Origin of the sequence: Cellulomonas composti (assembly GCF_007990245.1) — a bacterium.
Lineage (GTDB): Bacteria > Actinomycetota > Actinomycetes > Actinomycetales > Cellulomonadaceae > Cellulomonas > Cellulomonas composti.
This window is the reverse complement of the sequence record NZ_BJWG01000014.1, coordinates 37,622-49,311: the sequence shown is the minus strand read 5'-3', so window position 1 is coordinate 49,311 and position 11,690 is coordinate 37,622. Positions and strand designations below refer to the sequence as shown.

Genomic DNA, 11,690 nt, shown 5'->3' with positions numbered 1-11,690 from the left:
GTACGTGACACCGCCGCCAGCCCGCGGGCCGTCAGACGGGTGTGCCGACCGTGACAGAGATCGCCCTCGTGAAACGGAGAACGCCATGTCCCACGTGCCTTCGGCACCACCCTCGCGCACCGGGTCGCCGCCCAGCCGGCGCCACCGACGTCGCCGGCTGACGCCGGCTGCGGCCTTGGCCGTGGCCACCGTCGTCGTCGCCCTCGTCGGGCCGACGGCGGGCCCCGCGCAGGCCTCGCTCCCCGGGCCGCCGTCCGGATGGACGCAGGTGTTCGCGGACGACTTCACCGGCGCGGCCGGCAGTCGGCTCAACGGAGCGAACTGGCTGTACGACATCGGCCACGGCTACCCGGGCGGCGCCGCGAACTGGGGCACGGGCGAGATCGAGTACATGACCGACAGCACCGCGAACGTCTACCAGGACGGCGCCGGCAACCTCGTCATCAAGCCGATCCGCGACGGCGCGGGCAACTGGACGAGCGGGCGCGTGGAGACCCAGCGCACCGATCTCGCTGCTCCCGCGGGCGGCAAGCTGCGCGTCGAGGCGCGTATCGCGCAGCCGAACGTCAGCGGGGCCGCCGCGGCCGGGTACTGGCCGGCGTTCTGGATGCTCGGGCAGGCGGCCCGGGGCACGGGCGCGACCGGGTGGCCGGGCATCGGGGAGATCGACATCCTCGAGAACATCAACGGGCGCCCGTCGGTGTTCTCCGCGCTGCACTGCGGCACCAACCCCGGCGGACCGTGCAACGAGACGACCGGGATCGGCAGCGGCGAGCGGTTGTGCGCCAACTGCCTCGGCCAGTTCCACACGTACGCCACGGAGTACGACCGCAGCGTCTCGCCCGAGCAGCTGCGGTTCTACCTGGACGGCTCGAACTTCTTCACGATCACCGCCAACCAGGTCGACGCGACCACCTGGAACAACGCGTTGCACCACGGGTTCTTCGTCATCCTCAACGTGGCGATCGGCGGCGGCTTCCCGGCGGCGTTCGGCGGTGGTCCGACGGCGGCGACGCAGTCCGGCGTCCCGATGCTCGTCGACTACGTCGCCGCGTACACCGCCGGGTCGGGCAACAACGGCGGCGGTGGCACTCCCACCGGGGGCAAGGCCGTGACGAACGCCAACGGGCCGTGCCTCGACAACAACGCGGCCGCGACCGGCAACGGCAACCGCATCCAGATCTGGGGCTGCAACGGCACGGTCGCGCAGCAGTGGACGTACGTCGAGGCGGGCTCGACCCTCCGCGTGCAGGGCAAGTGCCTCGACATCCCGGGCGGTGGCACGGCGAACGGCCTGAAGCTGCAGCTCTGGGACTGCAACAGCACCGGCGCACAGGTGTTCATCCGGCAGAACGGCGGGTACTACAACCCGCAGTCCAACAAGTGCCTCGACGTCCCGAGCGGCTCGACGGCGGCCGGCACGCAGGTGCAGATCTGGGACTGCAACGGGACACGCGCGCAGCAGTGGACGCTGCCGAGCTGACCCGGACGGTCCGACCGAACAGCCAGACCCGAACCCCGCGGCGTGACCTGCGCCGCGGGGTCGGGCGCCGGCACCGCCCGGCGCCCTCGACAGGAAGGAGCTCGCCGATGAGGTCGAGCAGGAAGCGACTGGTGGGTGCGCTCGGCGCGCTCGCCCTGGCGGCGGCCGCGGTGGTCGTCGCGACACCGGCGGCGCAGGCCGCCGGACCGGACCGGCTTCCGGTCACGGTCACCAACTCGAGCGGCCGCGGCGACGCGGTGTACCTGTACGTGATCGGCGTGAACCTCGCGACCGGCCGGCTCGGGTACGCGAACTCGTCGGGCACGTTCACGAACTGGTCGGGCGGCGCACTGCCGCCCGCGGCGGCTCCGGACGTGTCGATCGGCGGCCCGGGCAACGGCGGCAGCACGACGATCCAGCTGCCGCGGGGGATGTCGGGACGCATCTACTTCTCGCTCGGCGAGAAGCTGAAGTTCTTCCTGACCCCGGACGGGCTCGTCCAGCCTGCCCCGTGGGCCGCCGGGGACGCGAACGCGAACATCCTGTTCGACTGGAGCGAGTTCACGTACAACGACGCCGGGATCTGGCTGAACAGCTCGCAGGTCGACATGTTCGCCGTGCCGCACACCGTGAAGGTGACGGGCAGCGGTGGGACGCACTCTGCGGGCACGCTCGTCGCCGACGGCCGCAACAACGTCGTCAACCAGCTCAAGGCGCAGTCCGGCTGGGCGAGCACGGTCGTGACACGCGCCGACGGCACCGTGCTGCGGGTGCTCGCTCCTGGCAAGGCCGCGGACGCCGGCAAGCTCTCGGCGACCTATCTCGACTCGTACATCGCCTCCGCGTGGGGCGCGTACTCGTCGAAGACCCTGACGGTCGTGCCGTTCGCGGACCAGCCGAGCACGAAGTACTACGGCCGGACCTCCGGGACCGTCATGAGCTTCACCGACGGGGCGGGTCGGCAGGTCGCGTCGTTCAACCGGCCGAGCAGCGCGAACGTGTGGGGCTGCGACGGCAACCTCGCGGCACCGAACGACCTCGTCGTGGGACCGATCGCCCGCACGCTGTGCGCGGCGCTCAACCGCGGAACGCTCGGAACGGTGGACACCCAGCCGAGCACCGACGCGTCGCAGTTCTACCGGAACAGCCCGACGAACCAGTACGCGCGAATCATCCACGCGAACATGGCCGACGGGAAGGCGTACGCCTTCGCCTTCGACGACGTGGGCAACTTCGAGTCGCTCGTCAACGACGCGTCGCCCACGTCCGCCGCGCTGGTGATCGAACCGTTCAACGGGGGTGGCGGAAGCACGCCGGCCACGGGCAAGGCGCTCAGGAACGCCAACGGCAAGTGCCTCGACAACAACGCCCAGGGGACCGGCAACGGGAACAGGATCCAGATCTGGGACTGCAACGGCACCGTGGCCCAGCAGTGGACCTACGTCGAGGCCGGCTCCACGCTGCGCGTGCAGGGGAAGTGTCTCGACGTCGCCGGCGGAGGTACGGCCAACGGCACCAAGGTGCAGCTGTGGGACTGCAACGGCACCGGCGCGCAGGTGTTCATCCGGCAGAACGGCGGGTACTACAACCCGCAGTCCGGCCGCTGCCTGGACGACCCGGCCGCGTCGACGACGAACGGCACGCAGTCGCAGATCTGGGACTGCAACGGCACGTCCGCCCAGAGGTGGACGCTCGGCTGAGGCTCGAGGCGCCCGCGCCCCGGGGCTCAGTCCCCGGCGGCGCGGGCGCGCTCGGTGATCTCGCCGAGGACGCGGGCGGTGTAGACGGGGACCGGCTCGGAGGTCTCCGGGCCGCCCTCGAGCGTGGCCCACTGCCAGTACGGCGTGACGCTCGCACGCCGGCCCTCGAGCTGCAGGCGCAGGTCGAGCAGCATCGCGTAGCGGTAGCCGAACCGGTGCTGGAGGGTCTGCGCGGCGACGACGTCGGTGTGGTCCTCGCTCGTCGCCTCGTCGACGGAGACGTGCGCGAGCAGCAGGTTGTTCTCGGGGCCGAGCTGGCCGCGGTGGTGCACGATCAGGTTCGGGATGTGCTGCTCGGCGCCGGTGAGGCGGACCGACGGTTCGAGCACCATGCCGGACCGGTCGTACTCCGCGTCCACGCTCCACGTGCGCTCGATCGTCTGGCGCAGGTACCACCCGAGGTGGAAGCCGATGGTGCGCTCGCTGGGCCGGCTCGTTCCGGTGGTGGGCGTGAACAGGGTCCACTCCTCGACCAGCGTGTTGGTCAGCGCGATGCGCAGGCGGGACTGGAGATCGGCAAGGATCATGTGCGGACCGTACCCGGGTCCGTGTGTCATCCGCTGGGCCCAACGGTCACCCCCGTGTCACGGGTCCGACGAGCACGCCCGACGAGCGCGCGCACGGCCGCCCGCGGCCGCCCACGGCGCCGGCAATTGAGGCGGCTCCTGTCGGTGGGACGACGTAGGTTGTCGGGCGTGGTTGCACCGGTCATCTCCGCCCGCGGGCTGCGCAAGACGTTCGGCGAGTTCGTCGCCGTGGACGGCATCGACTTCGAGGTTCCGCCCGGGGAGTCCTTCGGGCTGCTCGGACCCAACGGCGCGGGCAAGTCGACGACGATGCGCATGGTCGGCGCGGTCTCGCAGCGCACGGCCGGCGAGCTGCGCGTCCTGGGGCTGGACCCGGACACGCACGGACCGGAGATCCGCTCGCAGCTCGGCGTCGTCCCGCAGGACGACAACCTGGACACCGAGCTGAAGGTGCGCGACAACCTCATCGTCTACGGCCGGTACTTCGGCATCTCGCGCGCGCTGTGCGCCCAGCGGGCCGACGAGCTGCTCGGCTTCGCGCAGCTCGAGGAGAAGGCCAAGGCACGCGTCGACGACCTGTCCGGCGGCATGAAGCGGCGCCTGACGATCGCGCGCGCGCTCATCAACGAGCCGCGCATCCTCATGCTCGACGAGCCGACGACAGGCCTGGACCCCCAGGCGCGCCACGTGCTGTGGGACAGGCTGTTCCGGCTCAAGGAGCGCGGCACGACACTCGTGCTCACGACGCACTACATGGACGAGGCCGAGCAGCTGTGCGACCGCCTGGTGGTGGTCGACCACGGCCGGATCATGGCGGAGGGCAGCCCTTCGGCGCTGATCCGGCAGTACTCCACGCGCGAGGTGTGCGAGCTGCGGTTCGGCTCGGAGCGCAACGCGGACGCGGCGGCCCGGCTCGAGGGGCTCGCGGACCGCGTCGAGACGCTGCCGGACCGCGTGCTGCTGTACACCGACGACGGCGAAGGGCTGCTGGAACGGGTCGCTCGGCTCGGGCTGCACCCGACGACGAGCCTGGTGCGTCGCTCGAGCCTGGAGGACGTGTTCCTGCGTCTGACGGGGCGGAGCCTGGTCGAGTGAGCCAGACGACGCCCTCCGAGGAGACGCTGCCGGCGGACGTGCGCGAGATGGTCGCGGCGGCGACCGCCGGCGCCGTGCGGCCGCGGCGGTTCGGCGCGTGGTACATCGCCGAGCACCAGCTCCGGCAGATGCGCAGCTACGGCTGGACCGTGGTGATGTCCGGCATCGGCAGCCCGCTGCTCTACCTGCTCGGCATCGGGCTGGGCCTGGCGGCGTTCATCGACGTCCCGGTCGCGAGCGGCCCCGACGGCCCGGTGGACTACCTGTGGTTCGTCGCGCCGGCGCTGCTCGCGAGCGCCGCGGTCGGCGTGACCACCGAGGAGTTCACGTACACCGTGATGGCCGGCTTCAAGTGGCGGCGCATCTTCTGGGGGATGAACGCCTCGCCGGTGAGCCCGCCGCAGGTGTGCGCCGGCCTCGTCATCGCCGTCACCGCGCGGATGGTGTTCGTCTGCGTGTCCTACTACGCGCTGATGGTGCTGTTCGGCGCGGTCGGGAACGCGGTCACGGGTCTTCTGATCCCGGTGGTCGGCGTGCTGGCGGGCCTCGCGTTCGGCCTGCCGCTGCTCGCGTTCTCGGCGGGCATCTCCGACGACAAGGGTCAGTTCGCGATGGTGCAGCGGTTCGTCTTCACGCCGCTGTTCCTGTTCTCGGGCACGTTCTACCCGCTCGCGACGCTCCCGGTCTGGCTGCAGTGGATCGGCTGGATCTCGCCGCTGTGGCACGCGAGCGAGGCCGGCCGTGCGCTGTCCTACGGCCTGGGCCCGGGCGCCTGGTCGCCGTGGGTGCACGTCGCCGTGCTCGTCGTGATGGCCGTGGCCGGCGGCGTCGTCGCCCGGCGCGTGTTCGTGGGGAGGCTGCGCGGATGACCGGCGTGGTGGCACCGGCGCGCGGCGGGGTCCGCGCGCTGTACGCGGGCAACGCACGCGCCGTCGTCGGGCGGGCGCTGCTCGCGACGCGCAGCGCGACCGGGATCGTGGTGATCTCGGGGTTCTTCGAGCCGGTGTTCTACCTGCTCGCGATGGGCTGGGGCCTCGGCTCGTTCATCGGCGACGTGACGCTGCCATCGGGTCAGCAGGTGTCGTACGCGGCGTTCATCGCGCCCGGTCTGCTGGCCGTCTCGGCGATGAACGGCGCGATCTACGACTCGACGTGGAACGTCTTCTTCAAGATGCACTTCGGGAAGCTGTACGACGCGATGCTGGCCACGTCGATCGGCCCGCTCGACGTCGCGCTCGGCGAGATCGTCTACGCGCTCATGCGCGGCGCGCTCTACGCGGTGGGCTTCCTCACGGTCATGCAGGTGCTCGGCCTGAACCTGGCGTGGACGGCCCTGCTCGCGCTGCCCGCGGTCGTGCTCGTCGCGTTCGGGTTCGCGGCGGTCGGCATGGCGATCACCAGCTACATGAAGACCTTCCAGCAGATGGACTGGATCACGTTCGTCATGCTGCCGATGTTCCTGTTCTCGGCCACGTTCTTCCCGCTGTCGGTGTACTCCGAGCCGATCCAGTGGCTGATCAAGGCGATGCCGCTGTGGCACGCGGTCGAGCTGGTGCGCGGCCTGACGCTGGGTGAGCTCGGTACCTCGATGGCCGTGCACGTCGGCTACTTCGTCGTGATGATCGTCGGCGGGGTCGCCTTCACGACCACGCGACTACGCGCGCTGTTCCTGTCCTGATCTCGAGCAGAGGCGTCTGAGCGTCGCCGGGATGCCTCACGTACCGGCGGTCGCGACTCCGAGATGCAGCGCGAGGTGGTCGCTCACCGCACTGACGGCGCCGGGGACGATCGTGAAGTAGGCCCAGACGCCGCGCTTCTCTCGCGTCACGAGCCCGGCCTCGGCCAGTTGCTTCATGTGGTGCGAGACGGTCGGCTGGCTCAGCCCGATCGGTCCGACGAGGTCGCACACGCACGCTTCGCCGCCTTCGTGCGCGGCGATCAGCGACAGGAGGCGCAGGCGAGCGGGGTCGGCCAGCGCCTTCAGGGTCCTCGCCAGTGCAACGGCGTCCTCCGCTGTGATCGCAGCCTCGGCCCGCGGGGTGCAGCAGGTTGCTGGAGCGCTGTCCACGACGGGGAGCAGGTCGAGTGCCATGCGGGAAGTGTAAGCCGGAGATTGACCTACGTCGATATTGACAGGAGTCGATCCACAGTCCATCATGGCATCGACAATCATCGATACAAGGAGGTCGACGGCATGGCAGACATCCGTGAGCAGGTGCGTGAGAAGTACGCGCTGGCAGCGGTCCAGGGATCCGGTGGCGCCGGCTGCTGCGGTGGTGGTGGGAGCTGCGGGCCAAGCGACGAGGCGGAGAAGTTCGGCGCCGGGCTCTACGACGCGTCGGACCTGGTCGACGTACCCCTGGAGGCACAGCTGGTCTCTCTCGGCTGCGGCAACCCGTTGGCAGTCGCCGAGCTGCGCGAAGGCGAGCGCGTGCTCGACCTGGGGTCGGGCGGCGGCATCGACGTCCTGCTCTCCGCCAAGCGCGTCGGCCCCAGCGGCTTCGCGCACGGCGTCGACATGACCGACGAGATGCTCGACCTGGCCCGTGCGAATGCCGAACGGGCGAACGCGACGAACGTCTCGTTCCACAAGGGCACGATCGAGGACCTGCCGCTCGCCGACGGCGTCGTCGACGTGGTGATCTCCAACTGCGTGGTCAACCTCTCGCCCGACAAGCCCCGGGTGCTCGCCGAGGCGTTCCGGGTGCTGGTGCCCGGTGGACGCGTCGGGATCTCCGACGTGGTCGCCGAGGACGACCTCACCCCCGAGCAACGGGCCGAGCGGGGCTCCTATGTCGGATGCATCGCCGGCGCGCTGTCACGCAGCGAGTACCTGGACCACCTGGCAGGCGCGGGGTTCGTCGACGCCCAGGTCACCTTCACGCACGCGGTGGCCGACGGGATGCACGGCGCGATCGTCCAGGCGCGCAAGCCCGGATGAGCGCACACCGAGCGGGGCCGCGTCGAGGGCACGCGGCCCCGCTCGGGCCCCTGGACGCCGTCGGGGTAGCACCGATGGTGGTGCCGTCACCGGTGCTCATGCGCCGACGGGCTGGACGCCGAGCTCGTCGAGGAGGCCGAGGATCCGCGCGCGGATCTCGTCGCGGATGGGGCGCACGGAGTCGATGCCCTGCCCTGCCGGGTCCTCGAGCACCCAGTCCTCGTATCGCTTGCCGGGAAAGTACGGGCAGGCGTCCCCGCAGCCCATCGTGACCACGACGTCGGAGGTCCGCACGGCGTCAGCGGTCAGGATCTTGGGCCGCTCGGCGCCGATGTCGATCCCGACCTCGGCCATCGCGTGCACGGCGACGGGGTTGACCTGGTCGGCGGGCATGGAGCCGGCGGACCGGACCTCCACGGCACCCCCGGACAGCGCCGTCAGGAACCCGGCGGCCATCTGGGAGCGGCCGGCGTTGTGGACGCAGACGAACAGCACGCTGGGCTTGTCGGCGGCGGTCATGAAGCTCCTCGGTTGCTCGCGGTGGCGTGGCCGTGATCGGCGACGAGCGGCGACGCGTTCCCACATCTTGACCATCCGCATACCGGTCAGTCAACATTGACTCAATGAACACTGAGTGGATGGCACAGGTCGAACGCCGCGCGGCGTTGCACGGCGCCTTGTCCGATCCCGGACGGCTGGCCGTCGTGGATCTGCTCTCGCGCGGGGACGCGTCGCCGTCAGAGCTGGCGGCCGAGCTCGGCATGCCCTCGAACCTGTTGGCGCATCACGTGAACGTGCTCGTCGAGCACGGGCTCGTGGAGCGAACCCCCTCCGAGGGGGACCGCCGAAGGACGTACCTGCGCCTGCTCCCGACCGAGCTGGGGCCGTTCACGACGGCACTCCCTCGACCGCTGCGGGTGCTGTTCGTCTGCACCGCCAACTCCGCCCGGTCGCACCTCGCCGTGGCGTTGTGGCGGGCCGCCAGCACGATCCCGGCGGTCTCGGCCGGCACCCACCCGGCACCAGGCATCGATCCGGGAGCGATCGCTGCGGCTGTTCGCCATGGCTTGGACCTGCGAGGCCACGAGCCGCGACGGCTGGAGGCGGTGCGCCGCGACGGCGACCTCGTGATCACCGTGTGCGACCGGGCGCACGAGGAGGTCGGGCTCGTTGCCGATGTGCACTGGTCGATCCCCGACCCGGTCCGCGTCGGTCACGACGACGCCTTCGACCGCGCCGTCACCGAGCTCGGCCGGAGGGTCGCCGACCTCGCGCCCCGTCTCGTCGTGTCCTGACCACCGAAGGATCGATGCTGTCCAGAACGCACCCCGCCGAGCTCAGCATCGACCAGCGCCACGCACTTCGCACCGCCGCGGTGCGTCAGCGGCGTCAGTTCTCGTCGACGACGTCCTCGACCTTGTCCTCGACCTTCTCGGCGGCGTCGGCAGCGGCCTTGCGCGGGCGGCGGGTGACCTTCTTCGCGGTCTCGGCGGCGCTGTCCGCTGCATCCGCGACCTTGTCCTTGGCGTCCGCGACGAGGTCGGCGGCCTTGGCCGCGGCCTCCCGGCCCTTGGCGACGGCGACCCCGGCGGCCTCACCGAGCGCGTCGGCGGCGTCACCGGCGGCGTCGGCGAGGTCGGAGCCCACGTCGCCGGCACGGTCGGCGAAGTCGTCGTCCCCGACGGGCTCCCACGGCTCGGCCCACGGGTCGACGGCCGTGCTCGAACGACGCCACGCGACGATCGCGGCCGCGACGCCCAGCGCGACGAGGATGCTCCAGAAGACCTTGGCGCCGCGGTGACGTGACCGTTCGGCCTCGGCGGTGACGGCCGCCGCGGCGGCTGCGGCAGCGGCAGCAGCGGCGCTCGAGCGCTGGGCGGCGGCGTCGGCGGCGTGCTCCGCAGCCGCACCGGCCTTCTCGGCCGCCTCGTTGACGGCGTGCACGAGGCGTGGCAACAGCTCGTCGACCAGCTTGTCGTGGGCCGTGTCGATCGCCGGAGACACGCGCTCGGCGGCGAGCTCGACCTTGGGGGCAGCGGCCTTCACGCTCTCCTTGTAGAGGTGCTCGACGCGGGGCAGCAGCCAGTCGACGAAGGCCTCGACGCGCGGCGCGCTCCACTCCTTGGCGGCCACCGCGGCATCCCCCGCCTTCGCGGCGGCGACCTTGGCGTTCGACGCGGCGTGGCCGGCGATCACCCGGGCCTGGTCGGTCGCGTCGGCCACCTGGGCCTTGAGCTGCTCGGTGTCGACCTCGAGCGACGGACGGCGTGCGGACATGTCCCCTCCTCACGGTTCAGGTCCCGACGGAACGGACGTCGGCGGGCCTGTGACGTCTCACTCTGCCACTCTGGCGCGCCGCGTGCATGGGTCCGCACGGGCCGGACGTGCCAGACTGGGCGCCATGTTCGCGACCTTGCACACGACCGCCGGGGACATCCGGATCGAGCTGTACCCGAACCACGCGCCGCGCACCGTGGCGAACTTCGTCGGGCTGGCCACCGGGACCCGGGAGTGGACCGACCCGTCGACGGGCCAGCAGCGCACGGACCCGCTGTACGCGGGCGTCGTCTTCCACCGCGTCATCGACGGGTTCATGATCCAGGGCGGTGACCCGCTCGGTAACGGCCGCGGCGGCCCGGGCTACAACTTCGACGACGAGATCCACCCGGAGCTCTCGTTCGACCAGCCGTACCTGCTCGCCATGGCGAACGCCGGCCAGCGTCTGGACCCCGTGACCGGCAAGGTCGGCGGCACCAACGGCTCGCAGTTCTTCATCTCGGTCGCGGCCACGCAGTGGCTCACCGGCAAGCACACGATCTTCGGCAAGGTCGCCGACGACGCGAGCCGCGCGGTGGTCGACACGATCGCCACCACCCAGGTCCGACCGGGTGACCGCCCGGTGCAGGACATCGTCATCGAGTCGATCGAGATCGAGGACTGACGATCGACGAGCCGCTGCCCGCGGGCGCGACGGACGCCCCACCCGTCTGCCCGCGTCACCCGGACCGCGTCTCGTACGTCCGCTGCCAGCGGTGCGGGCGTCCGGTGTGCCCGGACTGCCAACGGCAGGCTCCGGTCGGTGTGCAGTGCGTCGACTGCGTGAACGAGGCGGCGAAGGGCGCGCGCGACGTGCGCACCCGCTTCGGCGGCATCGTGCACCAGGACTCACGCCCGATCGTCACCTACGTGATCATCGCGGCGTGCGTCGCGGCGTACATCGCACAGCTGGCGATCAACGGGTTCACGACGAGCTGGCTGTACTCCCCGGTGCGCGGGCACGACGAGCCGTGGCGCTTCGTGACCTCGGCGTTCCTGCACTCGCAGGGCTCGTTCTTCCACATCGTGCTCAACATGGTGGCGCTGTGGGCGGTCGGGCCGTACCTGGAGCTGCAGCTCGGGCGGGTGCGGTTCGTCACGCTCTACCTGCTGAGCGCGATCGGCGGGAGCACGGTCGTGCTGGTCACGGCCGCGATCGGCTGGTCCTCGTGGTACCAGGGCGTCGTCGGCGCGTCCGGCGCGATCTTCGGCCTGTTCGGCGCGACGTTCGTCGTGATGTGGCGCTCGGGTCATCCGGCGCAGGGAGTGCTCGGCATCATCGTCGTGAACATGGCGTTCAGCTTCCTTATGCCCGGGATCTCCTGGCAGGGGCACCTGGGCGGGCTGCTCACCGGGGCGCTGCTCGCGGCGGGATACGCGTTCGCACCGGTCGACCAGCGTCGGCTCGTGGCGATCGTCGCGCCGATCCTGCTCGCCGTGGGCCTCGTGGTGACCATCGTGTGGGCCTACGGCCTCGCACCCCTCGAGATCCAGCAGATCTGGAGCGTGCCGCGCGACCTGCAGGACGCGTACCTGCGCCAGTACGGTCTCTGACTCGTCGTCCCCGG

The 11,690-nt window shown here is 71.1% G+C and carries 13 protein-coding genes; 9 read left to right on the top strand and 4 right to left on the bottom strand.

The window, feature by feature from the left end:
- Positions 1-181: 181 nt before the first annotated feature.
- Both CCO02nite_RS13785 and CCO02nite_RS13780 read left to right on the top strand, forming a co-directional pair.
- Positions 182-1,483, top strand: coding sequence for a ricin-type beta-trefoil lectin domain protein (locus tag CCO02nite_RS13785; RefSeq protein ID WP_246117563.1), 1,302 nt, complete (start codon positions 182-184; stop codon positions 1,481-1,483).
- A 107-nt stretch (positions 1,484-1,590) separates the two neighbouring features.
- Positions 1,591-3,183 carry a beta-1,3-glucanase family protein gene (locus tag CCO02nite_RS13780; protein WP_146843756.1) on the top strand — a complete coding sequence of 531 codons (1,593 nt, stop codon included), beginning with the start codon at positions 1,591-1,593 and terminating at the stop codon, positions 3,181-3,183.
- 26 nt (positions 3,184-3,209) lie between these two features.
- Here CCO02nite_RS13780 and CCO02nite_RS13775 read toward each other — a convergent pair whose 3' ends face one another.
- Positions 3,210-3,770 (bottom strand): hypothetical protein, encoded by a 561-nt coding sequence (locus tag CCO02nite_RS13775; protein WP_146843755.1) that lies wholly within the window; start codon positions 3,768-3,770, stop codon positions 3,210-3,212.
- A 168-nt stretch (positions 3,771-3,938) separates the two neighbouring features.
- Here CCO02nite_RS13775 and CCO02nite_RS13770 point away from each other — a divergent pair, with 168 nt between their 5' ends.
- The 3 genes from CCO02nite_RS13770 to CCO02nite_RS13760 are packed head-to-tail and all read left to right on the top strand — an operon-like array spanning position 3,939 to position 6,543.
- Positions 3,939-4,865, top strand: coding sequence for an ABC transporter ATP-binding protein (locus CCO02nite_RS13770; protein ID WP_146843754.1), 927 nt, complete (start codon positions 3,939-3,941; stop codon positions 4,863-4,865).
- Positions 4,862-5,734 (top strand): ABC transporter permease, encoded by an 873-nt coding sequence (locus CCO02nite_RS13765; protein ID WP_246117556.1) that lies wholly within the window; start codon positions 4,862-4,864, stop codon positions 5,732-5,734. The genes CCO02nite_RS13770 and CCO02nite_RS13765 overlap by 4 nt, the downstream gene beginning before the upstream one ends.
- Positions 5,731-6,543, top strand: coding sequence for an ABC transporter permease (locus CCO02nite_RS13760; protein WP_146843753.1), 813 nt, complete (start codon positions 5,731-5,733; stop codon positions 6,541-6,543). Before CCO02nite_RS13765 ends, CCO02nite_RS13760 begins: the two co-directional genes overlap by 4 nt.
- 36 nt (positions 6,544-6,579) lie before the next feature.
- Here CCO02nite_RS13760 and CCO02nite_RS13755 read toward each other — a convergent pair whose 3' ends face one another.
- Positions 6,580-6,957: an ArsR/SmtB family transcription factor gene (locus CCO02nite_RS13755; RefSeq protein ID WP_146843752.1), complete on the bottom strand. Its 378-nt coding sequence runs from the start codon at positions 6,955-6,957 to the stop codon at positions 6,580-6,582.
- Between the two features lie 102 nt (positions 6,958-7,059).
- On the opposite strand from CCO02nite_RS13755, the gene arsM reads away from it, so the two are divergent.
- The gene (gene arsM, locus CCO02nite_RS13750; protein ID WP_146843786.1) at positions 7,060-7,806 is read left to right on the top strand and encodes an arsenite methyltransferase; all 747 of its coding nucleotides are present in this window, start codon (positions 7,060-7,062) and stop codon (positions 7,804-7,806) included.
- A 96-nt stretch (positions 7,807-7,902) separates the two neighbouring features.
- Here the strand turns inward: arsM and CCO02nite_RS13745 are convergent, their stop codons facing one another.
- Positions 7,903-8,325: an arsenate reductase ArsC gene (locus CCO02nite_RS13745; RefSeq protein WP_146843751.1), complete on the bottom strand. Its 423-nt coding sequence runs from the start codon at positions 8,323-8,325 to the stop codon at positions 7,903-7,905.
- Positions 8,326-8,429: 104 nt separating this feature from the next.
- Here CCO02nite_RS13745 and CCO02nite_RS13740 point away from each other — a divergent pair, with 104 nt between their 5' ends.
- A complete protein-coding gene (locus CCO02nite_RS13740; RefSeq protein ID WP_146843750.1) occupies positions 8,430-9,101 on the top strand; it encodes an arsenate reductase/protein-tyrosine-phosphatase family protein in 672 nt (223 codons plus the stop codon).
- A gap of 94 nt (positions 9,102-9,195) precedes the next feature.
- On the opposite strand, the gene CCO02nite_RS13735 is transcribed toward CCO02nite_RS13740, so the two are convergent.
- The gene (locus CCO02nite_RS13735) at positions 9,196-10,083 is read right to left on the bottom strand and encodes a hypothetical protein (RefSeq protein WP_186812708.1); all 888 of its coding nucleotides are present in this window, start codon (positions 10,081-10,083) and stop codon (positions 9,196-9,198) included.
- 124 nt (positions 10,084-10,207) lie between these two features.
- Between CCO02nite_RS13735 and CCO02nite_RS13730 the strand changes: the two genes are divergently transcribed.
- Positions 10,208-10,747: a peptidylprolyl isomerase gene (locus tag CCO02nite_RS13730; protein WP_146843749.1), complete on the top strand. Its 540-nt coding sequence runs from the start codon at positions 10,208-10,210 to the stop codon at positions 10,745-10,747.
- A gap of 158 nt (positions 10,748-10,905) precedes the next feature.
- Positions 10,906-11,676, top strand: a complete 771-nt coding sequence (locus tag CCO02nite_RS13725) for a rhomboid family intramembrane serine protease (protein ID WP_307724053.1) — start codon at positions 10,906-10,908, stop codon at positions 11,674-11,676.
- Positions 11,677-11,690 lie beyond the last annotated feature (14 nt).

Bases quoted from the DNA above. Each gene is read 5' to 3' on its own strand.
- CCO02nite_RS13745 (WP_146843751.1), bottom strand. From the start codon at position 8,325: ATGACCGCCGCCGACAAGCCCAGCGTGCTGTTCGTCTGCGTCCACAAC.
- CCO02nite_RS13780 (WP_146843756.1), top strand. From the start codon at position 1,591: ATGAGGTCGAGCAGGAAGCGACTGGTGGGTGCGCTCGGCGCGCTCGCC.
- CCO02nite_RS13740 (WP_146843750.1), top strand. From the start codon at position 8,430: ATGAACACTGAGTGGATGGCACAGGTCGAACGCCGCGCGGCGTTGCAC.
- CCO02nite_RS13730 (WP_146843749.1), top strand. From the start codon at position 10,208: ATGTTCGCGACCTTGCACACGACCGCCGGGGACATCCGGATCGAGCTG.
- arsM (WP_146843786.1), top strand. From the start codon at position 7,060: ATGGCAGACATCCGTGAGCAGGTGCGTGAGAAGTACGCGCTGGCAGCG.
- CCO02nite_RS13775 (WP_146843755.1), bottom strand. From the start codon at position 3,770: ATGATCCTTGCCGATCTCCAGTCCCGCCTGCGCATCGCGCTGACCAAC.
- CCO02nite_RS13735 (WP_186812708.1), bottom strand. From the start codon at position 10,083: ATGTCCGCACGCCGTCCGTCGCTCGAGGTCGACACCGAGCAGCTCAAG.
- CCO02nite_RS13760 (WP_146843753.1), top strand. From the start codon at position 5,731: ATGACCGGCGTGGTGGCACCGGCGCGCGGCGGGGTCCGCGCGCTGTAC.
- CCO02nite_RS13755 (WP_146843752.1), bottom strand. From the start codon at position 6,957: ATGGCACTCGACCTGCTCCCCGTCGTGGACAGCGCTCCAGCAACCTGC.